Origin of the sequence: Streptomyces venetus, from assembly GCF_039540295.1 — a bacterium.
Classification (GTDB): domain Bacteria; phylum Actinomycetota; class Actinomycetes; order Streptomycetales; family Streptomycetaceae; genus Streptomyces; species Streptomyces venetus.
Genome location: NZ_BAABET010000001.1, coordinates 466,742 through 487,736 on the forward strand (window position 1 = coordinate 466,742; position 20,995 = coordinate 487,736).

Here is a 20,995-nt window from a genome sequence, read left to right on the forward strand (position 1 = left end):
GGGCTGCTGCTGCCCCTCGCCCTATCTTGCGGACACCCCCTAGTCCTCCTGCACGGCACGGCCCTCGCCCGCCATGAACCGCCAGACGAGGGCGTGGCCCAGGACGACCAGAGCGATCAGCAGCAGGGCCTCGGCCTGGATGGGGCGCAGCCCGACATGGTCGGCGAGTCCGGGGAACGCGCCCACGACCGCGATCACGGCGTAGAGCAGGGTGGCACCGGCCTGCTGCCAGACGACGAAGCCGTCGCCGCGGGTGCGGGCCAGCAGCCGCAGGGTGCACGCGCAGCCGATCAAGGCGAGGAAGACGAAGGCCGCCCGCCAGATCCGCGGCTGTTCGGCGCCGCCGACCTGACCGAACAGGCCCATCACGGCGGGCAGCAGGAAGGACAGGTAGACCCCGCCGACGACGCGGCGCTGGGCGGGGTCGCGCATCCATTCGTCATGACTCTGGACGACGTTCCACCAAAGGCCTACCAGGGTGAAGCAGGTCGCGGAGAAGAGGGCGTAGAAGGTGGCGATATCCATGGACGACGAGGGTCGCAGTGCTCGCGGCCCTGAGGTGTGCCCCACGCCCTGCACCCGCTGGAACGGACTAGCCAGGGCCCTTCTTCCGGAGCTGACCCCGCCGCATTGAGGCGATCGCCTGGAGCTCCTCCAGGCGCTCCCTCGACTCCGCGTCCGCCGGTACGTACGTCACGATCCTCGGCCCCACGCCGGGCGTCAGCCACAGGTCGGTGTGGTCGACGGTGATACGGCCGACGTGCGGGTTGAGGAACTCCTTGCGCTTGGTGCGGTGGGCGACGACCTCATGGCGGTCCCAGGCGGCGCGGAACTGGGGGGACTCCGTGCGCAGCCGCTTCAGCAGCATCTTCCAGGCGGGCTCGGTGAGATGACCGGCCATGGCCGCGCGGAAGCGGGCGGCCATCAGGCGCTGCGTCTCCTCCAGGTGCACGATCGACGACTGCCATCCGGGGTGCGTGTAGGACAGGACCATGCAGTTGCGGTCCTCGGGCGGCACCGTGTCCAGGTCGCACAGCAGCAGTCCGTAGGTGCGGTTGTAGGCGAGGATGTCGTAGCGGCTGTTCTGAAGGCACGCCGGGAACGGCTCGACCTGTTCCAGCACCGCCCGCATGGCCGGCGTGACCGACGGGCAGGTGGTCGCCGGCGTCGGGTCCGCGGCCCCCGCCAGCTGGAAGAGGTGGGCGCGCTCACCGGGGTCGAGCAGCAGCGCGCGGGCGAGCGCGTCGAGGACCTGGACGGAGACCTGGATGTCCCGGGCCTGCTCCAGCCACGTGTACCAGGTGACGCCCACGGCGGAGAGCTGGGCGACCTCCTCGCGGCGCAGGCCCGGTGTACGGCGTCGGCGGCCCCGGGGCAGGCCGACCTCCTCGGGGGCGATCCGCTCACGGCGGCTGCGCAGGAAGGCCGCCAGTTCGTGCCGCCGGACGTCCGTGTCACGGAGCGCCCCGGGCGCGCGTACCGGTGTCTCCTGAGCCATGGTCACCATGCCCTCCAGCCTGCCGCCGCCCGGACCCTGTTTCCAGGTAGTGCTTCTACCAGGATAAGAACACTCTGGTACCAGCCTGGGACGGGTCGCAGGATCGTGACCGTGACCACGGAATCCCTCACCCCACGCACTGTTCGCCCACCGGCCGCCCCGGCGCCGGTGCTGGGCGGCCTCGGCCTGTTCACGGTGCTGCTGGCCGCCGCGCTGCCCCTCGTCGACTTCTTCATCGTCAACGTCGCTCTGCCCACCATCGGCACCGACCTCGCCGCGAGCGAGTCGGTCCTCGAACTGGTGGTCGCCGGTTACGGCGTGGCGTACGCCGTCCTGCTGGTCCTCGGCGGGCGGCTCGGTGACCTGTTCGGGCGGCGGCGGCTGTTCCTCGTCGGTATGGCCGCCTTCGGGCTGACCTCGCTGGCGTGCGGACTGGCGCCCGGCGCCTGGTCGCTGGTCGCGGCCCGGGTCGCGCAGGGCGCGTCGGCCGCCGCGATGCTGCCGCAGGTGCTCGCCACCATCCAGGCCACCACGACCGGCCCGCGGCGGGCGAAGGCCATGGGCCTGTACGGCGCGACGGCCGGGCTGTCCATGGTGGCCGGGCAGATCCTCGGCGGGGTCCTGGTCGCGGCCGACATCGCCGGTACCGGCTGGCGTTCGGTGTTCCTCGTCAATGTGCCGGTGGTCCTCGCCGGGCTGGTGCTGGCCGTCCGCGCGGTCCCCGAGACCCGTTCCCCGCGCCCGGAGCCGGTCGACGTCCCCGGCACGGTCCTCCTCGCGGCCTCGCTCCTCACCCTGCTCGTCCCGCTCACCGAGGGCCGGGCGGCGGGCTGGCCGCTGTGGACGTGGCTGTCGCTGGGGGCGTTCCCGTTCGTGGCGGCGGCGTTCTACGCGGTGGAGCGCCGGGCCGACCGCGAGGGCCGTACGCCGCTGGTCCCGCCGAGCCTGTTCGCGCTCGTCTCCCTGCGCCGCGGACTGCTGCTGATCCTGCCCTTCTCCATCGGCTTCAGCGGTTTCATGTTCGTGATCGCGGTGGCGTTGCAGCAGGGCGCCGGGCTCGATCCGGTGGCCGCGGGGCTGGCGCTCGCGCCCCTGGCGGTGGTGTTCTTCGTCTTCTCCCTGCTGGGCCCGCGCCTGGTCGCCCGGTACGGGACCCGCGTGGTGACGGCGGGCGCCGCGCTCCAGGGCCTGGGCCTGGCCCTGATGGCACTCGCCGCCTGGCGCTTCTGGCCGCATCTCGGCTTCGTCGAGCTGCTCCCGGGTGCGGCGGTCGCCGGCGCGGGCCAGGCGCTGCAACTCCCGGTCGTCTACCGGGTCATCCTCTCCGAGGTGCCGCCCGCCCGGGCCGGGGTGGGCAGCGGTGTGATGATCACCACCCAGCAGTCGGCGCTGGCGCTCGGTGTGGCCACCCTGGGCACGCTGTTCCTCTCCCTGGTCCCGGGGACCGGCATGCGGGACGCCCTGGTCACGACGCTGCTGGTGCAGCTCGGCGGGGTGGTGCTGACCGGGCTGCTGAGCCTCAGGCTGCCGCGCACGGTCGTCTGAGGTCTCTCACAGCCTGGTAACTCGCTGCCCCGGGAGCCCCGTTGATATTGGTCTTGCTGCACACTCCTTGCTGCGAAACGGGCCGGAACCGCCGGATTCCCGGACGCGGGAGGCGTCATGAGGCAGAACGACACGAGCAAGGTCAGCCGCTGGGACCAGCACGGCCGGGAGCACGTGGTGCGGGTGCGGCGCACGGGCGTGCAGCGCACGATCAGATGCGACACCTGCGGCTGGCGCAGAGGAGCCCAGTTCCTGCCGTGGCTCAAGGCGGAGGAGCACCTGGCGGAGGCCCACCAGGCGACCGTTGATCCGACGGCGGCCTGAAGGGCCCGCCGGTCAGGGCGGGCACCTCGGCCCGAGGCGGGTCCTAATAGAGGATCGAGGGCAGGTACGCCCCCTCGGGGCGGTGGTACAGGCCGATGGTCATCAGGCTCATCAGCTGCACGACCTTGAGGCCGTTGGACAGGCACCACCTGAGCAGCACGCTGTCGCCCGCCGGTACCAGGATGCCCGGTCCCCCGAACCGCTCGGCCGACGCGATCAGAGCCTGGAGGTCCGGCACGGTCTCGCCCACGGCGTGCCCGAAGAAGGCCAGGTCGGTGGCGTACCCGGTGACGCGTCCCGCGCGTTCGACGACTCGGGCGGTGCCCTGTTTGAGCGCGTCGGCGACCTCACCGCCACGGTCGACGCCGTGGACCTGCCGGCACACGTCGTTGCAGGGGCCCAGATCCGCGTCGGTGGCCTCCCGCACCGCGTACCCCGGCATCGCACGCCGGATCGGCGGGCCCTGCACACAGGCCATGGTGGCCCGATGGGCGAAGCCGAGGCTCACGTACAGCGAGAACGACCTGTTGTGGTAGCCGCTCTGCAACAACCGGATGCCCGGCGCTCCCCGCTCGTCGGCCCGCTCCATCACGTCCCGCATCAGGCGGCGGCCCACGCCCGCGTTCTGCACGGTGGGATCGACGGTGACCGGCCCGACCCCGACGACGGTCGAGCGCTCGTCGAGGAAGTTGCTGCCCACGATCCGTCCGTCGAGTTCGGCGACGACACCGTAGAAGCCCGGGTGTGTCAGGGCTCCTTCGATCAGCGCGACACTCACGTCGGGGCTCGGAAAGTCGGGAGGGAACGCGTGCTCCTCGGCGATGCCCGCGAAAGCCTGGTAGCAGATCCTTCCGCACTCCGCGGCGTCGTCCGCGGTGCCCGGACGCAGTACGAGATCCACGATCGCCATCCCCTTCTCGGCGCCCCCGCGCGGCGACCCGCCCCTCCCTTCCCATCCTGTGCTCCTCGGGGCCGGGGCGCACTCCGGCATGGCGATGCGGCTAGGGCCGCAGCCCTCGCACCACCAGGTCCAGGACCGCCGCGAAGTCCGCCTCGATCCCGGGCTCTTCCCACTCCCGGGCGTAGCGCGGATCATGGAAGCGGCCCGTGGCGTCGAAGACTGCGCGGGCGGTCTTCTCGGCGTCGGTGGTGCCGGCGAAGCAGCCGGACTCGACGCCGGCCTCGATGATGCGGGCCAGCTGGGCGGTCAGGTCGGTGATGTGTTCGCCGACCGCCGTGCCGGTCTCGCCCGTGAGCACCATGTACGTGGCGAACAGCTCCGGGTCGTCGCCCGCCTTGCGGCGCTTGGCGGCGAACAGCGCGCCGAGCCAGTCCCTCAGCCGGGCCTCCGGGTCGCCCTCCGTGGCGACTATTCCGGACAGCTCCCCGGACGTGCGGTCCAGCCAGCGCTTGGTGACCGCTTCGCGCAGCGCCGCCTTGGTGCGGAAGTGCCGGTAGACGCTGCCGTGGCTGACGCCGAGCGCGCGGGCCACGTCGACCACGGTGGCCTTGGCCGGGCCGTGGCGGCGCAGCACCTCCTCGGTGGCTTCGAGGATGCGCTCGGCGGTCAGGGTCTCGGTGGTCGGTGCCATGCCCTGACCGTACCCGGGCCGCGGTTCAGCTCTCGAGGTGCGCCATCTGTGCCGCCGGGTAGCGGTCACCGGCCGCGGCACCGGCGGGCACGGCCTGCTCGATCGCGGCCAGGTCGGCCGCGTCCAGGGTCACGTCGAGCGCGCCCAGCGCCTCGGTGAGCCGGTCGCGGCGGCGGGCTCCGACCAGCGGCACGATGTCCTCACCGCGCGACAGCACCCAGGCGATCGCGATCTGGGCGACGCTGACGCCCTTCTGCTCGGCGATCTTCCGCAGCGCCTCGACGAGGCCGAGGTTGTGCTGGAGGTTGTCGCCCTGGAAGCGCGGCGACATCGCCCGGAAGTCGCCCGCGCCGAGCTGCCGGTCCGCGGTGAAGTGGCCGGAGATCAGGCCCCGGGAGAGCACCCCGTACGCCGTGATCCCGATGCCCAGCTCGCGCGTGGCCGGGAGGACCGCGTCCTCGATGCCGCGCGAGATGAGGGAGTACTCGATCTGGAGGTCCGCGATCGGCGCCGTGGCGGCGGCCCGGCGGACGGTGTCGGCGCCGACCTCGCTGAGGCCGATGTGCCGCACGTAGCCCTTCTCGACGAGCTCCGCGATCGCGCCGACCGTCTCCTCGATCGGCACGTCCGGGTCGAGACGGGCGATGCGGTAGACGTCGATGTGGTCGACGCCGAGCCGCTGGAGGGAGTACGCGGCGAAGTTCTTCACGGCGGCGGGACGGCCGTCGTACCCCAGCCAGCTGCCGTCCGGGCCGCGCAGGGCGCCGAACTTCACGCTGACCAGGGCCTGTTCCCGCCGGGCGGCGGGGGCCGCGCGCAGGGCCTCGCCGATCAGCAGTTCGTTGTGGCCCATGCCGTAGAAGTCGCCGGTGTCCAGCAGGGTGACGCCCGCTTCGAGCGCCGCGTGGATGGTCGCGATGGACTCGGCCCGGTCCGCCTCGCCGTACAGCGCGGACATACCCATGCAGCCGAGGCCGAGGGCGGAGACCTGGGGGCCGGTCTTTCCGAGGGGGCGGGTTCGCATCGTCATGCCCTCCACCCTGCCAGCACAGCTGACAGATTTCAATATCTGTCAGCTGTCAGATGTCATCGAGTTGCGACCCGGCACCGGGGACGGGAAATTTGGGGAGGTGGAGCACGAGATGCCCGAAACGGACGCCGAGGTGGCGGTACTGATCGTCGGCGGTGGGCCGGTGGGCCTCACCGCCCGAGCGCTCCTCGCGCGCTGGGGCGTACCGACCCTGCTGGTCGAGAAGCATGGAGAGCTGTCGCCGTTCCCCCGGTCCCGGCTGATCAACGTGCGCTCCATGGAGATCTTCCGCGGACTCGGCGTCGCCCCCGCGATCACGGCCCGCGCGTTCCCGCGCGAGTACGGCCGTGTCCGTTTCCGCGACACCCTGCACGCACGCGACTTCGCCACGGAGGCGATGATCGGCATCCACGCGCCGGTACCGGAAAGCCCCGCGCTCGGCGTGGTGACCTCACAGGACCGGCTGGAGCCCACCCTTCTCGGCGCGGCGGACGCACCGGTCCGGTTCGGGGCCGAGCTCGTCGACCTGGCCGAGGAGGCCGAGGCCGTCGTGGCCGTGCTCGCCGACCACCGACGCGGTACGCGGACCCGCCTCCGCGCGCGTTACCTCCTGGCCGCCGACGGCGCCAACTCCTTCGTGCGGCAGCGGCTGGCGATCGGCACGTCCGGTCCCGGCGCGGTGGGGCGCATCACCACCGTCGTGTTCGACGCCGACCTCAACGACTGGCGCGCCCGACAGCCCGCCGGGGTCTACTTCACCTCGCACGGATCGCTCCTCCCCCTGTACCCGGAGGGAGGGTGGGGCCTGCTCGTCCCCACGCCCGAGGATGCCGCGGACGCCGACTGGTCCGACCTCGCCTCGCGCGCCCTCGGCACGGACGGCGGCTCACGCGCCGAGGTGCTGCGGGTGCAGCACTGGGTGGTGAACGCGTTCGTCGCCGAGCACCTCCGCGACGGCCGGGTCCTGCTCGCCGGCGATGCCGCGCACGCGATCCCCCCGGCCGGCGGTCTGGGCATGAACACCGGCGTCGCCGACGTGCACAACCTGTGCTGGAAACTGGCAGGCGTCCTGCGCGGGTGGGCGGGACCGGACCTGCTGGACACCTACGAGACGGAACGGCTGCCCGTCGCCCACCGGACGCTCCGCCAAGCGGTGGCCAACACCCGGCTCATGTTCCAGGTGCAGAGCCTGCGCGACAAACAGCTCATGGCCGGCGCCTCAGCGCCTACCGAGGTCGAACTCCCCTGGTCAGAGGAGTACTTCGCCCAACTCGGCCTTGTCCTGGGAGTCGCTTACGGCTCCCACGCGTCGTCCGGCGACGGCGTGGACTACGTCCCCACCGCCGAACCGGGCCACCGCATGCCGCACCTCTGGCTCACACCGGGCCGCTCCACGCTCGACGCGTTCGGCGAGTGGTTCACCCTGCTCACACCGGACCCCGAGGGCTGGGGGCAGCAGGCTGCCACGGCATGGCCACTGCGTGTCGAGCCCCTGTCGGCCGAACAGGCGGAACTCTGCGGCCTGAGTACGCACGGGGCGCTGCTGGTCCGGCCGGACGGTCACGTCGGCGCCCGCTGGGGCCACCGCCCGCCGGACGGCTCCGCCCTCCGCGACACCCTTGCCGCGCTCACCGGCTCAGGCCGATAGACGGCCGTACGCCGGGCAGCCCCACCACCCCAGCCGGCGCCCCTCCAGCACCCTGCACCGCCGGCGCCGCCCGTGACAGACGAAAGGCCGGCCCGGCGGGATCCCATCCCCGCCAGAGCCGGCCTCGTGCGTACGTCGCGCCTAGCAGCCGACCAGGCGGGCCGCCAGGTAGCCCTCGATCTGGTCGAGGGAGATGCGCTCCTGCTTCATGGAGTCACGCTCGCGGACGGTGACCGCGTTGTCCTCCAGCGTGTCGAAGTCGACGGTCACGCAGAACGGCGTACCGATCTCGTCCTGACGGCGGTAGCGGCGGCCGATGGCGCCGGCGTCGTCGAACTCGATGTTCCAGTTCTGGCGCAGGGCCTGGGCGAGACCCTTGGCCTTCGGCGACAGCTCGGGGTTGCGGGAGAGCGGGAGCACCGCGACCTTCACCGGGGCCAGGCGGTGGTCCAGGCGCAGGACCGTGCGCTTCTCCATCTTGCCCTTGGCGTTGGGCGCCTCGTCCTCGACGTAGGCGTCGAGCAGGAAGGCGAGCATCGCCCGGCCGACACCGGCCGCGGGCTCGATGACGTACGGGGTCCAGCGCTCGCCGGCCTCCTGGTCGAAGTAGGTGAGGTCCTGGCCGGAGGCCTTGGAGTGCGCGCCGAGGTCGTAGTCGGTGCGGTTGGCGACGCCCTCCAGCTCGCCCCACTCACTGCCGCCGAACTGGAAGCGGTACTCGATGTCGGCGGTGCGCTTGGAGTAGTGGGAGAGCTTCTCCTTCGGGTGCTCGTACCACCGCATGTTCTCCTCGCGCAGGCCCAGGCCGGTGTACCAGTTCCAGCGCTGCTCCATCCAGTACTCCTGCCACTTCTCGTCCTCGCCCGGCTTGACGAAGAACTCCATCTCCATCTGCTCGAACTCGCGGGTGCGGAAGATGAAGTTGCCGGGCGTGATCTCGTTGCGGAAGGACTTGCCCATCTGGGCGATGCCGAACGGCGGCTTGCGCCGCGAGGTGGTCTGCACCTGGGAGAAGTTGGTGAAGATGCCCTGCGCGGTCTCGGGCCGCAGGTAGGCGATGGAGCCGGAGTCCTGCGTCGGGCCGAGGTGGGTCGACAGCAGGCCGGAGAACTGCTTGGGCTCGGTGAAGGTGCCCTTGTTGCCGCAGTTGGGGCAGTTGAGGTCCGCGAGCCCGTTCTCCGGGGCGTGCCCCTTCTTCTCCTCGTAGGCCTCCTCCAGGTGGTCCGCGCGGAACCGCTTGTGGCAGGAGGTGCACTCGGTGAGGGGGTCCGTGAAGGTGGCGACGTGACCGGAGGCGACCCAGACCTCGGGGGCCAGGATCACGGACGAGTCGATGCCCACGACGTCCTCGCGCGACGTCACCATGTAGCGCCACCACTGGCGCTTGAGGTTCTCCTTGAGCTCGACACCCAGGGGGCCGTAGTCCCAAGCGGCGCGCTGACCGCCGTAGATCTCACTACAGGGGAATACGAAGCCACGGCGCTTGCTCAGGCTGACGATGGTGTCGATCTTGTCGGCGGCCACGGTGCTCTCTTCATTACGACGACGGGCGACGGAGCGAGTTGCTTCCAGCGAATGCTTCAGGTTACCGGCGGGGGCGCCCCCTCAATCAAATCGCTCCCCCTCCGGCGATCTCAAGGCCCTGCTCAGAGGCTTTGTTGACAACGGTTTCCATATTTGTTGAAAATGAGTGTCATGAACGTACGACGACTCATACCCGCCGCCGCGGCCACCGCTCTCGGCCTCGGCGCTCTGACCGCCTGCTCCAGCGACAGCGCGGCGACGGGCAACACGGACAAGTTCGACGTCGTCGCCTCGTTCTACCCCATGGCGTTCCTCGCCCAGCAGATCGGCGGCGACCACGCGAACGTCATCAGCCTGACCGAGCCCGGCCAGGAGCCGCACGACCTGGAGCTCAGCACCAAGCAGCGCGCGCAGCTGGAGGAGGCCGACGCGGCGCTCTTCCTCAAGGGCCTCCAGCCCGCCGTCGACGAGGCCGTCTCGCAGACCGGCATCAAGACGAAGATCGACGCGGCCACGCTGACCCACCTGGAGGACCACGGCACCGGCGGCCACAGCCACGAGGGCGAGGAAGGCCACTCCGAGGGCCACTCCGAGGAGGAGGAACACGGCCGCGACCCGCACGTCTGGCTCGACCCGGTGAAGTACGCCGAGATCGCCCAGGGCGTCGGCAAGGCCTTCGAGAAGGCCGACCCGGACCACGCGGCCGACTACAAGAAGAACACCGAAGCCCTGGTCACGAAGCTGAACGGGCTGAACAGCGACTTCGAGAACGGCCTGAAGGACACGAAGACCAAGGTCTTCTTCACCAACCACGCCGCCTTCGGCTACCTCGCCGAGCGCTACGGCCTCACCCAGGAGGCCATCTCCGGCCTCGACCCCGAGAGCGAGCCCAGCGCCGCCCGGGTCCGCGAGCTCCAGCAGGAGGCCAAGGCCGACGGCGTCACCACGGTCTTCTACGAGACACTGGTCTCCGGCAAGACCGCGAAGACCCTCGCCCGGGACGCGAACCTGAAGACGGACGTCCTCGACCCGCTCGAGGGCATCACCGACCAGTCCCGCGGCGACGACTACTTCCAGGTCATGGAAGCCAACCTCAAGGCCCTGCGGACGGCCATGGGCGCCAAGTGATCGACTCAACGGAGGACGGCATGACCGAGTCCGTCATATCCCTGCGCGGCGTCCGCGCGGACCTGGGCTCGCGCCCCGTCCTGCGCGGAATCGACCTCACCGTGCGGCGCGGCGAGGTCGTCGCCCTGCTCGGTGCGAACGGCTCCGGCAAGTCGACGGCCGTGCGCAGCATCATCGGCCAGGTGCAGACCGGCGCGGGCGAGATACGGCTGTTCGGCACGGACCGAGGGCGGTTCCGCGACTGGCACCGCGTGGGCTACGTCCCGCAGCGCACCACGGCCGCGGGCGGGGTGCCCGCCACGGTGACCGAGGTGGTCTCCTCCGGCCGCCTGTCGCGGGCCCGCTTCGGCGTGCTGCGCAAGGCGGACCACACGGCCGTACGGCGGGCCCTGGAGCTCGTCGGCATGGCGGACCGGGCCAAGGACTCGGTCGACGCGCTCTCCGGCGGCCAGCACCAGCGGGTGCTGATCGCCCGCGCCCTCGCCGCCGAACCCGAGCTGCTGATCATGGACGAGCCGATGGCGGGCGTCGACCTGGCCAGCCAGGAGGTGCTCGCGCACACGCTGCGCGAGCAGGTCGCCCAGGGCACCACCGTGCTGCTGGTGCTGCACGAGCTGGGCCCGCTGGAGCCCCTCATCGACCGGGCGGTGGTGCTCCGCGACGGCTGCGTCCTGCACGACGGGCCGCCCCCGAAGGCCGTCGGACAGCACGCCCTGCCCGGCCACGACCACGTACACCCGCACGCGCCGGCGGGCGCCGAACCGATCCGTACGGGACTGCTGAGCTGATGGACATCCTCGACTACGCCTTCATGCAGCGGGCGCTGCTCGCCGCCGTCCTCGTCGGCATCACGGCCCCCGCGGTGGGCATCTACCTGGTCCAGCGCCGCCAGGCCCTGATGGGCGACGGCATCGGCCACGTCGCGATGACCGGTGTGGGCCTCGGCTTCCTGCTCACCTGGTCCCCGGTGTGGATGGCGACCCTCGTCTCGGTCCTCGGCGCGATCCTCATGGAGCTGATCCGCTGGTACGGCAGGACCCGCGGCGACCTCGCCCTCGCGATGCTGTTCTACGGCGGTATGGCGGGCGGTGTGATGTTCATCAACCTCGCGCCGACCGGCTCCAACGCCAATCTGACCTCGTACCTGTTCGGCTCCCTGTCGACGGTGTCCCCGTCGGACGTCACGGCGATCTGTGTGCTGGCCGCCTTCGTCGTGCTGGTCACCCTCGGCCTGCGCCGGCAGCTGTTCGCGGTCAGCCAGGACGAGGAGTTCGCGCGGGTGACGGGCCTGCCCGTGCGCGTCCTGAACCTGCTGACGGCGGTCACCGCGGCCGTCACGGTGACGGTGGCGATGCGCGTGGTCGGCCTGTTGCTGGTCAGCGCGCTGATGGTGGTGCCGGTCGCGGCCGCCCAGCAGATCACCCGCAGCTTCGCCGCCACGTTCGCCGTCGCCGTCGCCATCGGTGTGAGCGTGACGATCGGCGGCACCGTCACCTCGTACTACCAGGACGTGCCGCCCGGCGCGACCATCGTGCTGCTGACGATCGGCGCTTTCATCGTGCTGACGGCGCTCGCCACGCCGCTCGCCCGGCGCCGCGCCCGTGCCCGGACGGCCGCGGATGCCGCCACCGACCCGGCGGAGTGCGCGATTCCGGGCACCCGGGAGGCAGCCGACGAAGTCGGCGTCTGACCGCCCCCACCCCGGGCTGGCACAATGGCCCGGGCAAGGCAGACGTGAGGAGGCAACGGTGACGACCGCTGGACCGTCCGTGAAGGGCCGCGCCACCAAGCAGCGGGCCGCTGTGGCGGCGGCCCTGCAGGAGGTCGACGAGTTCCGCAGCGCGCAGGAACTGCACGACATGCTCAAGCACAAGGGCGACTCGGTCGGGCTCACCACGGTCTACCGCACCCTCCAGTCCCTCGCCGACGCCGGCGAGGTCGACGTCCTGCGCACCGCCGACGGCGAGTCCGTCTACCGCCGCTGCTCCACCGACGACCATCACCACCACCTCGTGTGCCGCGGCTGCGGCAAGGCCGTCGAGGTCGAGGGCCCGGCCGTGGAGAAGTGGGCGGAGTCCATCGCCGCCGAGCACGGCTATGTGAACGTGGCTCACACGGTGGAGATCTTCGGCACCTGCGCGGAGTGCGCCGCGGGTTGAGCCGCGCGCCGGTTCGCCGTGGAGCTACGGCGCGTCGGCGGCCGCGGGTGCGTTGCGGCCGGCCGCGCCCACGCGGCGGAGCCGCATATGAGAACAGTCCCGCGCCCCTGGGGCGTATCCGCGGCTAGCGCACACGCCCCAGGGGGCACAGCTCAGCGTGCCTCAGGGGAACGCCCCTCCATGGCCAGCAGCTCCTCGTTCGGGATGGCGCCGCCGAAGCGCCGGTCCCGCGAGGCGAACTCCAGACACGCCCGCCACAGGTCACGCCGGTCGAAGTCCGGCCACAGCACGTCCTGGAAGACCATCTCGGCGTAGGCGCTCTGCCAGATCAGGTAGTTGGAGGTCCGCTGCTCGCCGCTGGGACGCAGGAAGAGGTCGACGTCCGGCATGTCCGGGTAGTACATGTACTTCGCGAAGGTCTTCTCGTTGACCTTCGACGGGTCGAGCTTCCCGCTCTTCACGTCCTCGGCGAGCGCCTGCGCGGCGTCGGCGATCTCGGCGCGCCCTCCGTAGTTCATGCAGAAGTACAGGGTCAGCCGGTCGTTGCCCTTGGTCTGCTCCTGGGCGATCTGGAGCTCCTTGGCCACGGACCGCCACAGCTTGGGCATACGGCCCACCCAGCGCACCCGGATGCCCAGCTCGTCGAGCTGGTCGCGGGTCTTGCGGATGAAGTCCCGGTTGAAGTTCATCAGGAAGCGCACCTCGTCCGGCGACCGCTTCCAGTTCTCGGTGGAGAAGGCGTACAGGGAGATCGCGCCCACGCCCATCTCGATGGCGCCCTGGAGCACGTCGAGCACCCGCTCGGCACCGACCTTGTGGCCCTCCGTGCGCGGCAGCCCCCGGTCCTTGGCCCAGCGTCCGTTGCCGTCCATGACGATCGCCACATGCTTGGGTACGAGCTCTCCGAGCTTCGGCGGCCGCGCGCCGGACGGGTGCGGCTCCGGCGTCCTGTACTCCCGGCGCTGCCGCCCCAGGATCCCGCGTACGGCCATGTGTCTCTCGCTCCTCGTGCTCGCTTGCTTACTTCTGTACGGCTTGCTTGTGGACGGGCCTACTTCTCGACGTAGCGCAGGGAGCGCAGCCCGCGCTCCATGTGCCAGTGCAGATACGCGGACACCAGCCCGCTGCCCTCCCGGACGTACCGCGCCTCGCACGCGTCCGCGGTCTCCCAGTCTCCCGTGAGCAGGGCGCCGAGGAGTGCCAGGGCCTGGGGCGAGGGTACGACGCTGCCGGGGACCCGGCAGTCCACGCAGACGGAACCGCCCGACGCGACCGAGAAGAACCGGTTGGGCCCGGGCATACCGCATTTCGCGCAGTCGGTGAAGCTCGGGGCGTACCCGTTGACGGCGAGGGAGCGGAGCAGGAACGCGTCGAGCACGAGGTGCGGCGCGTGCTCGCCCCGCGCGAGGGTCCGCAGTCCGCCGACGAGCAGCAGGTACTGCTGCACGGCCGGCTCGCCCTCGTGGTCGGTGAACCGCTCGGCGGTCTCCAGCATGGCGGTCCCGGCGGTGTACCGGGCGTAGTCGCTCACGATGCCGCCGCCGTACGGGGCGATGGTCTCACTCTGCGTGCACAGCGGGAGCCCGCGCCCGACGAGCTCGCTCCCCTTCGCGAAGAACTGCACGTCGACATGGGAGAACGGCTCGAGGCGCGCACCGAACTTCGACTTCGTCCGGCGCACGCCCCGGGCCACGGCCCGTACCCGTCCGTGACCGCGCGTGAGCAGCGTGATGATCCGGTCCGCCTCACCCAGCTTCTGGGTGCGCAGCACGATGCCGTCGTCGCGGAACAGACTCATGGCGCCATTCTCGCAGGGTCATCGCGTCAAGGGACCTCACCCCTGCTGCGTGCGTTGGCGTACGCCGTCGCCGCGCGCAGCCGCTCGGCCGGGGTGGCGTGCCGTACGGCACCGGGGTCGACGTCCCACTCCCTGCCGCCCCCGTGTGGCCTTAACTGCACATAGGGCCCCTCATGCCCCATGACGATGCCGATGCGTCCGCTGATCGTGTCCACGACGTACACACCGACCGGGGGTTTCATCGCAACACCGCCGCGAGCCGGCGGGCGGTCTCCACGGAACATCGGCCCAATTCCACGAGCGGGCAGGGCGCTTCCCGCGCAAGACTCACCGGGTCGAGCCCCAGTGACGGCAGGACGATTCCGGCCTTGGCGAGTTCTGCCCGCAATTCTTTCACCGCATCCTCCGCTTCTTCGGCGCAGAGCGCCGAGTGTCGTGCCTCCACCGTGCTCCCCTTCCTCCTCGGGTTTTACTCTTCGCGTCTCCACGGTGACACTCCGCATCTACACTCGGGAGGGGCTGAGCCCTACAACTGCGGGGCAGTGCAAAGGGGTCCGGTAATGGCCAACGGTTCTCGGCAGGCGGCATGGGAGTTCTTCGGCGCGGAGCTGAAACGACGCAGGGAGGACGCGGACCTCACCCAGGTGGAGCTGGGCTCCCGGGTATTCGTCTCCGGCGGCTACATCGGCCAGTTCGAACAGGCCATTCGCAAACCACAGTTGGATGTCGCCCATCGCATCGACGGGGTACTGCAAACCGACGGTATTTTCGAGCGGTTGTGCAGGAAGCTGATTGACGACAAGCGGTATGCGGAGTATTTCGCGGGGGTTGTGGAGCTGGAGAGGCAGGCTGCGCAGATCTGCGAGTTCGAACCGACCGTCGTGCCGGGGCTCCTCCAAACACCGGCGTACACCAGCGCTCTCACTCTGGCGACGCATCCGTTCGCGGCAGACGAGTTCATCGAGGAGAGAGTCACCGCCCGCGTAGAACGTGCCCAGATCCTCAGTGGCCCTACAAGGCCGCTGTATTGGGTGGTTGTGCACGAGACCGTGCTCCGCGTACCGGTGGGTGGGCCGGACGTCACGGCTCGGGCCCTCGACCACATGGCCGACCTCGCCGACGCACGCAGGGTGGTGCTTCAGGCGCTTCCGTTCTCCGCGGGTGCGCCGGCCAACAACGGCTCGCTACGGCTCATGGAGTTCGAGGACGCGCCGCCTGTCGCCTACACAGAGACCTCGTTCTCGGGGACGTTGGTCGACGACCCGGCCATGGTGAAGCGTGCGGAGCGCGCTTACGATCTGCTCAGGGGCGCCGCACTGTCGCCGGAGGCGTCCCTCGCCCTGGTCCGATCGGCGGCTGAGGACTTCAGACGATGCACGAGTACGACCTGAGCAACGCCAGCTGGCGAAAGAGCAGTTACAGCAACGGCGATGGCGGCAACTGCGTCGAAGTCGCCGACGGAACCCCCGGGACGGTCCCCGTACGGGACAGCAAGCTGACATCCGACAGCGGACCCGTGCTCCTGGTCGGGTCGGATGCCTGGAGGGCGTTCATAAGCACCGTCGGGGCCGCCCGCTCCTGACGGTGATGCGGAATGATCACCCCGTGGACACGAGGGCATGGACCATGCGCCCGGCGGAGCAGGCGGACGTCGAGGCGATAGCGGAGCTGCGGGCGGTGGTGATGCGCCCGGACCTGGAGCGGCTGGGCCGCTACGACGCCCACCGGGTCAGACAGCGCCTGCGCGACGGCTTCTCCCCTCAGCACACGTCCGTCATCACGACCGACGGCACCTTCGCGGGCAGCGTGGCGCTGCGTCCCTCGGAGGACGCCCTGTGGCTGGAGCACTTCTATCTCCGTCCGGAGGTCCAAGGCCGAGGCCTTGGCTCGGCAGTCCTCCGCACCCTTCTCACCAGCACGGACGCCACGGGCGACCGCGTCCGCCTGAACGTCCTGCGGGGCAGCCCGGCCCGTCGCCTCTACGAACGCCACGGCTTCACCGTCGAATCCCAGGACCCGATCGACGTCTTCATGCTCCGCCTCCCGGCGCCCGCGGCGTCCCGAGGGGCGGGCGGGGGGTAAACCCCCTGCGTTTTCCTCCAGTTGGCCGGATGTGACGTGGGGTGGCGAACCGCCAGGCTCATCCCATGAAGAAGATCAAGCGCAACGCCTCACTGCTTGCCGCCTCCGCGGTCCTGCTCGGGCTCACCGCCCCGGTGACCGCGTCCGCCGCCGGGGGCGAGGCCCTCCAGTGGACCAGGTGCACCGGCCCCGGCCTCGACCCCCGCCAGCAGTGCGCCACCGTCGACGTTCCCCTGGACTACTCCGACCAGAACGGCCGGAAGATCCAGATCGCCATCTCCCGCATCCCGAGTGAGAAGCCCTCCGCACGCCGCGGTGCGCTGTTCCTCATCCCGGGCGGCCCCGGTGGGGTCAGCCTCGGGGATCCCTCCGGCAAGGGGCAGACGCTGCCGCAGAAGGTACGGGACACCTACGACCTGATCGGGTTCGCACCCCGCGGAATGGCCCCGTCCAGTGCCGCCACCTGTGGGCTCGAGAGCAAGGACCTCGCCCTCGCCAAACTGGCCTGGCCCACCCCGGACGGTTCCGTCAACGAGTCCATGGCCACCGCACGGCGTATGGCCGACGCCTGTGCCCGTAACGGCGGAGAGCTGCTGCGGCACCTCAGCAGCGCCAACGAGGCCCGTGACCTCGACCGTGTCCGGGCCGCGCTGGGCGAGAGCCGGATCTCCGCGTGGGGCGACTCGTACGGCACGTACGTCGGCTCCCTCTACAGCCAGCTGTTCCCGCAGCGCACCGACCGCATCGTGCTGGACAGCAACCAGAACCCCGACCCCACCCGGGTGGGACGCGCCTGGCTCGCCGCGTTCGAGGACGGCGTGGAGGACAACTTCCCGGAGTTCGCCAAGTGGGCCTCCCGGCCGGGGAATCCGCACCGGGTCGCCCGTAAGGCCGCGGACGTACGCCCCCTCTTCCTGCGGCTGGCCGAACGGCTCGACCACGAGCCCCTCCCCTGGCCCGGCGCCACCCCGGCGGAACTGAACGGCAACGTCCTGCGCCAGACCATGCTGAACAGCCTGTACGACCCCGACGACTACCCCGCACTGGCGAAGATGATCCTGGCCGCGCGCAAGGGCACCGTGCCGCCCGCACCCCAGCCCCCGAACGCAGACGGGGACGAGTCGATGATGCAGAACGCCGCAGCGGTCGGCGCCGGCATCCTCTGCAACAACGTCACCTGGCCCAAGTCGGCCGCCCACTACCAGAAGGAGGTCGACGAGAGCCGCGCCGCGTTCCCGCTGACGGCGGGCATGCCGCGCGGTCCGATGCTGTGCGCCGCCTGGCCGTTCGAGCTGCGGGAGCCCGCGGTCCGGATCACCGATCGCGGGCCGTCCAACATCCTGCTCGTCCAGAACGAGCGGGACGTCTCCACCCCCCTGAGCGGGGCCCGAGTGCTCCGGCGGGCCTTCGGTGACCGGGCCGTCATGGTGACGGTGAACTCCACGGGCCACGGGGCCTACCTCGCCAACGGCAACACCTGCGGCGACCGGACCGTCTCCCGCTTCCTGGCGACGGGCGAACGTCCGGACCGGGACACGTACTGCGCCTAGGCGCCGACGCTGGTCGAGGGGTGCCGCGGCCTCCCCTGCGCCGGCCGTTCATCCCTCGCCGAACCGGTGCACGTACCGCCGCTGCCAGGGCGTTTCCACAGCATGCCGGTCGTAGTGCCGCCGGACGTACGCCACCGCCTCCCCGCCCGGTACACCGTCCAGGACGGCGAGGCAGGCCAGGGCCGTGCCCGTCCGGCCGCGTCCTCCGCCGCAGGCGAGCTCCACCCGCTCCCCGGCGGCCCGTTCCCAGGCGTCCGCCAGCGCCCCGCGGGCGGCCACCCGGTCCGACGGGAGGCGGAAGTCGGGCCAGCGGATCCAGCCCGACTCCCAGGGAACCTCGGGCGGCTGCCGGCCGAGCAGGTAGAGACCGTAGGCAGGAAGGGGCGCGCTGGGGTCCACGGGGTGGCGGAGACCTCGCCCTCGGACCAGCCGGCCGGAAGGCAGTCTCAGGACGCCGGGGTCACTCTCGTTCCACAGCTCGCTCACGCCCTCATCATGCTGCGCGCTCGCTCCGCGGGGAGCGGAATCAGCTCACCCCCCGCGACTCCTCCGCCGCCCGCGCCTCGATCCCCCGGAAGTGGACCGCCATCGCCCGCTGCGCCCCCTCCACGTCACGCGCGCGCAGCGCCGTGACGATGTCGCGGTGGCGGCGGACGGTGATCTCGGGGGACGGGTCGTCGGTCCAGCCGCGGGCGCCGGAGACCCGGCGGAACACCGTCCAGAAGGCGGCGAGGAGCTGCGGGACCAGCGCGTTGCCCAGGGAGGCGTACAGGACCTCGTGGAACTCACGGTCGAGCTCCGGGAAGGAGCGGCCCGTGCCGCCGGCGGACTCCATACGGGTCACCACGCCTTCCAGTCGGTCCAGTTCCGCTTCCGTGACCGTCGTGGCGACCCGGCGGATGAGCCCCTCCTCCAGGACCTCGCGGACCTGGAGGATCTCGGCGAGGGCGCCGGTGTCGTCGTCGTGCCGGGCCAGGGTGCGAAAGGTGAGGCCGTCGACGAGCGGGGTGAGGGAGGCCTGGCCGACGTAGGTGCCGTAGCCGTGGCGGATCTCGACGATGTCGAGGGCCTGGAGGGCCTTGAGTGCCTCGCGGACGGAGTTGCGGCTGACGCCGAGGGCCTCCATCAGTTCGGCCTCGGTGGGCAGCGGCGCGCCGGGGTTAAGTCTGCGGTCGAGGATGAGCTGCACGACCTGGCGCTGTACCCGGCTGGTCCTGGGCTCCTCGGACATGCGCCGCATCGTACGCGCCCCGGACGTCCCACGTCCCACCTCCGGCGGTACCCGGTGTGATCCCGTCCTGATACGACGTCAACTCCCGTCGCATGCGGCGCCATTGGTGCGACCTCTGGCGGATACGCCATTCGTGTGCGATCCCTTGACCGGCCTCACGGCCCCTCCTATGGTCGCGCTGACCGCAGGACGTAGGACGTCGTATCTCCTCAGCCAGTCCCTTCCCCGCAGATCTCTCGCTGGAGGACCCGTGCGCGACGTGACCCATGACGTACCGGCGCCGCACCGCCGGTCGTTCCTGAAGTACACCGGCGCGCTGGGCGCGGCCGCCGCCGTCTCCGCGTCGCTGTCGGCCTGTTCGTCCGGGCCGGAGTCCACGAACGACACCGGCGGCGGGGGCGACGGCGCGAACCGGACGCTCACCGCGGTGATCGGCTACGGCAACGACGGCAGCTGGGACCCCACCCAGACGGCCTCCGCGTTCTGCATGGCCGCCAACAACCACATCTACGAGGGCCTGCTGGACACGGATCCGATCTCCCGCGAGCCGTACGCGGCCCTGGCGACCGAGGTGCCGAAGGACCCGAACAGCACGTCCTGGAAGTTCGCGCTGCGGGCCGGGGCGACCTTCCACGACGGCAAGCCCGTCACCGCCGACGACGTCGTCTTCGTGTTCGAGCGGATCCTCGACCCGAACACCCAGACCCTCGCCAAGGGGTTCTTCGCGAGCTGGCTGAAGGAGGTCCGGAAGATCGACGCGCGGAACGTCGAGCTGGTGCTCAAGTTCCCGTTCCCGGACGGCCTTTCCCGGCTGACGCTCGCCAAGATCATGCCGAAGCACGTGTTCTCGAAGCCGGGCGCGTGGGACGACGCCATCAAGGGCAAGGCGATCGGCTCGGGTCCCTACCGGCAGACCGCGCACCACCCGAAGTCGAACACGACCTTCGAGGCGTTCGACGGCTACAACGGCCCGCGCAAACCCGCCTTCCGGAAGATGAACTGGCTGACGATCGTGGACGCGGCGCCCCGCGTCGCGAAGATCTCCGGGTCCAGCGCGGGCGCGCAGATCGCGGACAACATCCCGTACGCCAACATCGGGCAGTTGGAGAGCAGCGGGCTGACGGTCGCCGGCGGTGCCGGGATGAACAACCTGTTCCTGATGTTCAACACCAAGCACAAGCCGTTCGACGACGTGCGCGTGCGCCAGGCCCTGCACTACGCCATCGACACCGGGAAGATGGTGGAGGTGGCGCTCAAGGGCCATGGAAAGGCGGCGACTTCCTTCCTGGACGAGAGCAACCCGTCCTACCGCCGGGCGAAGACGGTCTACGACTACGACCCCGACAAGGCGAAGGCGCTGCTCAAGGCCGCCGGGGTCAAGGGGCTGAGCGTCGAGATCCTCGCCGTGAACGTCAGCTGGATCGTCGACTGCCTGCCGACCGTCAAGGCCTCCTGGGACGCCATCGGTGTCCGTACCACCCTGTCCCCGCAGGAGACCACGGCCGTGTTCACGAAGATGGACCAGAAGCAGGACTACCAGGTCGTCGCCGCCGCCTCGAACCCCAACCAGTTCGGCCTCGACGCCGACCTGATCATGCACTACAACTACGGGCCCGAGAACCTGTGGATGCAGTACACGCGGTGGGCCGGCGACCCCGTCGCCAAGGCGCTCTTCAAGGACATGGACCGGGCCACCCGGGAGCCGGACACCGCGAGGAAGAAGGCGATGGTCCAGGACTACATCGACGTCGTCGCCGAGCAGGCCGTGCTCTACCCGGTCGTCCACAACGAGCTGATGACCGCGTGGGACCCGAAGCGGCTCAGCGGGATAAGGGCCCAGCCGTATCCGGGCATCAACCTCCTCCAGGCCAAGTGGGCCTAGCGGT

General features: G+C 70.7%; 24 protein-coding genes. 12 read left to right on the plus strand and 12 right to left on the minus strand.

Annotated features, from left to right (window positions below):
* Nucleotides 1–39: 39 nt before the first annotated feature.
* Both ABEA82_RS02010 and ABEA82_RS02015 read right to left on the minus strand, forming a co-directional pair.
* Nucleotides 40–525 carry a hypothetical protein gene (locus ABEA82_RS02010; protein ID WP_345659571.1) on the minus strand — a complete coding sequence of 162 codons (486 nt, stop codon included), beginning with the start codon at nucleotides 523–525 and terminating at the stop codon, nucleotides 40–42.
* Nucleotides 526–592: 67 nt separating this feature from the next.
* The gene (locus ABEA82_RS02015; protein WP_345659572.1) at nucleotides 593–1,507 is read right to left on the minus strand and encodes an MmyB family transcriptional regulator; all 915 of its coding nucleotides are present in this window, start codon (nucleotides 1,505–1,507) and stop codon (nucleotides 593–595) included.
* A gap of 102 nt (nucleotides 1,508–1,609) precedes the next feature.
* Between ABEA82_RS02015 and ABEA82_RS02020 the strand changes: the two genes are divergently transcribed.
* Both ABEA82_RS02020 and ABEA82_RS02025 read left to right on the plus strand, forming a co-directional pair.
* Nucleotides 1,610–3,043, plus strand: a complete 1,434-nt coding sequence (locus ABEA82_RS02020) for an MFS transporter (RefSeq protein ID WP_345659573.1) — start codon at nucleotides 1,610–1,612, stop codon at nucleotides 3,041–3,043.
* A 117-nt stretch (nucleotides 3,044–3,160) separates the two neighbouring features.
* Nucleotides 3,161–3,367, plus strand: coding sequence for a hypothetical protein (locus ABEA82_RS02025; RefSeq protein WP_345659574.1), 207 nt, complete (start codon nucleotides 3,161–3,163; stop codon nucleotides 3,365–3,367).
* A gap of 43 nt (nucleotides 3,368–3,410) precedes the next feature.
* Here the strand turns inward: ABEA82_RS02025 and ABEA82_RS02030 are convergent, their stop codons facing one another.
* The 3 genes from ABEA82_RS02030 to ABEA82_RS02040 form a co-directional block, all read right to left on the minus strand.
* Nucleotides 3,411–4,277, minus strand: a complete 867-nt coding sequence (locus ABEA82_RS02030; RefSeq protein WP_345659575.1) for a GNAT family N-acetyltransferase — start codon at nucleotides 4,275–4,277, stop codon at nucleotides 3,411–3,413.
* A 91-nt stretch (nucleotides 4,278–4,368) separates the two neighbouring features.
* Nucleotides 4,369–4,959 carry a TetR/AcrR family transcriptional regulator gene (locus ABEA82_RS02035; RefSeq protein WP_345659576.1) on the minus strand — a complete coding sequence of 197 codons (591 nt, stop codon included), beginning with the start codon at nucleotides 4,957–4,959 and terminating at the stop codon, nucleotides 4,369–4,371.
* 25 nt (nucleotides 4,960–4,984) lie between these two features.
* Nucleotides 4,985–5,989 carry an aldo/keto reductase gene (locus tag ABEA82_RS02040; protein WP_345659577.1) on the minus strand — a complete coding sequence of 335 codons (1,005 nt, stop codon included), beginning with the start codon at nucleotides 5,987–5,989 and terminating at the stop codon, nucleotides 4,985–4,987.
* Nucleotides 5,990–6,101: 112 nt separating this feature from the next.
* Between ABEA82_RS02040 and ABEA82_RS02045 the strand changes: the two genes are divergently transcribed.
* Complete coding sequence (locus ABEA82_RS02045) at nucleotides 6,102–7,637, plus strand: FAD-dependent monooxygenase (RefSeq protein WP_345659578.1); 1,536 nt, start codon at nucleotides 6,102–6,104, stop codon at nucleotides 7,635–7,637.
* Between the two features lie 141 nt (nucleotides 7,638–7,778).
* On the opposite strand, the gene ABEA82_RS02050 is transcribed toward ABEA82_RS02045, so the two are convergent.
* On the minus strand, nucleotides 7,779–9,161 hold the full coding sequence (locus tag ABEA82_RS02050) for a glycine--tRNA ligase (protein WP_345659579.1): 1,383 nt from the start codon (nucleotides 9,159–9,161) through the stop codon (nucleotides 7,779–7,781).
* Nucleotides 9,162–9,332: 171 nt separating this feature from the next.
* Between ABEA82_RS02050 and ABEA82_RS02055 the strand changes: the two genes are divergently transcribed.
* From ABEA82_RS02055 to ABEA82_RS02070, 4 genes are read left to right on the plus strand one after another with little or no spacing between them, the layout of a single operon-like run.
* On the plus strand, nucleotides 9,333–10,289 hold the full coding sequence (locus ABEA82_RS02055; protein ID WP_345659580.1) for a metal ABC transporter substrate-binding protein: 957 nt from the start codon (nucleotides 9,333–9,335) through the stop codon (nucleotides 10,287–10,289).
* A 20-nt stretch (nucleotides 10,290–10,309) separates the two neighbouring features.
* Nucleotides 10,310–11,077 carry a metal ABC transporter ATP-binding protein gene (locus tag ABEA82_RS02060; RefSeq protein WP_345659582.1) on the plus strand — a complete coding sequence of 256 codons (768 nt, stop codon included), beginning with the start codon at nucleotides 10,310–10,312 and terminating at the stop codon, nucleotides 11,075–11,077.
* Nucleotides 11,077–11,979 (plus strand): metal ABC transporter permease, encoded by a 903-nt coding sequence (locus ABEA82_RS02065; protein ID WP_345659583.1) that lies wholly within the window; start codon nucleotides 11,077–11,079, stop codon nucleotides 11,977–11,979. The genes ABEA82_RS02060 and ABEA82_RS02065 overlap by 1 nt, the downstream gene beginning before the upstream one ends.
* A gap of 58 nt (nucleotides 11,980–12,037) precedes the next feature.
* Complete coding sequence (locus ABEA82_RS02070; RefSeq protein ID WP_345659584.1) at nucleotides 12,038–12,448, plus strand: Fur family transcriptional regulator; 411 nt, start codon at nucleotides 12,038–12,040, stop codon at nucleotides 12,446–12,448.
* Nucleotides 12,449–12,600: 152 nt separating this feature from the next.
* Here the strand turns inward: ABEA82_RS02070 and ABEA82_RS02075 are convergent, their stop codons facing one another.
* The 4 genes from ABEA82_RS02075 to ABEA82_RS02090 are packed head-to-tail and all read right to left on the minus strand — an operon-like array spanning nucleotide 12,601 to nucleotide 14,691.
* A complete protein-coding gene (locus ABEA82_RS02075) occupies nucleotides 12,601–13,440 on the minus strand; it encodes an isoprenyl transferase (protein WP_345659585.1) in 840 nt (279 codons plus the stop codon).
* A gap of 59 nt (nucleotides 13,441–13,499) precedes the next feature.
* Nucleotides 13,500–14,246, minus strand: coding sequence for a DNA repair protein RecO (gene recO, locus ABEA82_RS02080; protein WP_345659586.1), 747 nt, complete (start codon nucleotides 14,244–14,246; stop codon nucleotides 13,500–13,502).
* Nucleotides 14,247–14,272: 26 nt separating this feature from the next.
* Entirely contained in the window at nucleotides 14,273–14,488 is a 216-nt protein-coding gene (locus ABEA82_RS02085; protein ID WP_345659587.1) for a hypothetical protein, read from the minus strand.
* Nucleotides 14,485–14,691: a hypothetical protein gene (locus ABEA82_RS02090; protein ID WP_345659588.1), complete on the minus strand. Its 207-nt coding sequence runs from the start codon at nucleotides 14,689–14,691 to the stop codon at nucleotides 14,485–14,487. Before ABEA82_RS02090 ends, ABEA82_RS02085 begins: the two co-directional genes overlap by 4 nt.
* Nucleotides 14,692–14,806: 115 nt before the next feature.
* On the opposite strand from ABEA82_RS02090, the gene ABEA82_RS02095 reads away from it, so the two are divergent.
* The 4 genes from ABEA82_RS02095 to ABEA82_RS02110 all read left to right on the plus strand — a co-directional run bounded on the left by ABEA82_RS02095 (nucleotide 14,807) and on the right by ABEA82_RS02110 (nucleotide 17,878).
* Nucleotides 14,807–15,637, plus strand: coding sequence for a helix-turn-helix domain-containing protein (locus tag ABEA82_RS02095; protein ID WP_345659589.1), 831 nt, complete (start codon nucleotides 14,807–14,809; stop codon nucleotides 15,635–15,637).
* The gene (locus ABEA82_RS02100; RefSeq protein WP_345659590.1) at nucleotides 15,619–15,828 is read left to right on the plus strand and encodes a DUF397 domain-containing protein; all 210 of its coding nucleotides are present in this window, start codon (nucleotides 15,619–15,621) and stop codon (nucleotides 15,826–15,828) included. Before ABEA82_RS02095 ends, ABEA82_RS02100 begins: the two co-directional genes overlap by 19 nt.
* Nucleotides 15,829–15,872: 44 nt before the next feature.
* Nucleotides 15,873–16,328: a GNAT family N-acetyltransferase gene (locus tag ABEA82_RS02105; protein WP_345660105.1), complete on the plus strand. Its 456-nt coding sequence runs from the start codon at nucleotides 15,873–15,875 to the stop codon at nucleotides 16,326–16,328.
* 65 nt (nucleotides 16,329–16,393) lie between these two features.
* A complete protein-coding gene (locus tag ABEA82_RS02110; RefSeq protein ID WP_345659591.1) occupies nucleotides 16,394–17,878 on the plus strand; it encodes an alpha/beta hydrolase in 1,485 nt (494 codons plus the stop codon).
* A 48-nt stretch (nucleotides 17,879–17,926) separates the two neighbouring features.
* On the opposite strand, the gene ABEA82_RS02115 is transcribed toward ABEA82_RS02110, so the two are convergent.
* Both ABEA82_RS02115 and ABEA82_RS02120 read right to left on the minus strand, forming a co-directional pair.
* Nucleotides 17,927–18,364 carry a protein-tyrosine phosphatase family protein gene (locus tag ABEA82_RS02115; RefSeq protein ID WP_345659592.1) on the minus strand — a complete coding sequence of 146 codons (438 nt, stop codon included), beginning with the start codon at nucleotides 18,362–18,364 and terminating at the stop codon, nucleotides 17,927–17,929.
* Between the two features lie 40 nt (nucleotides 18,365–18,404).
* Nucleotides 18,405–19,118 carry a FadR/GntR family transcriptional regulator gene (locus ABEA82_RS02120; protein WP_345659593.1) on the minus strand — a complete coding sequence of 238 codons (714 nt, stop codon included), beginning with the start codon at nucleotides 19,116–19,118 and terminating at the stop codon, nucleotides 18,405–18,407.
* 241 nt (nucleotides 19,119–19,359) lie between these two features.
* Between ABEA82_RS02120 and ABEA82_RS02125 the strand changes: the two genes are divergently transcribed.
* Nucleotides 19,360–20,991 (plus strand): ABC transporter substrate-binding protein, encoded by a 1,632-nt coding sequence (locus ABEA82_RS02125; RefSeq protein ID WP_345659594.1) that lies wholly within the window; start codon nucleotides 19,360–19,362, stop codon nucleotides 20,989–20,991.
* The last annotated feature ends 4 nt before the right edge of the window (nucleotides 20,992–20,995 follow it).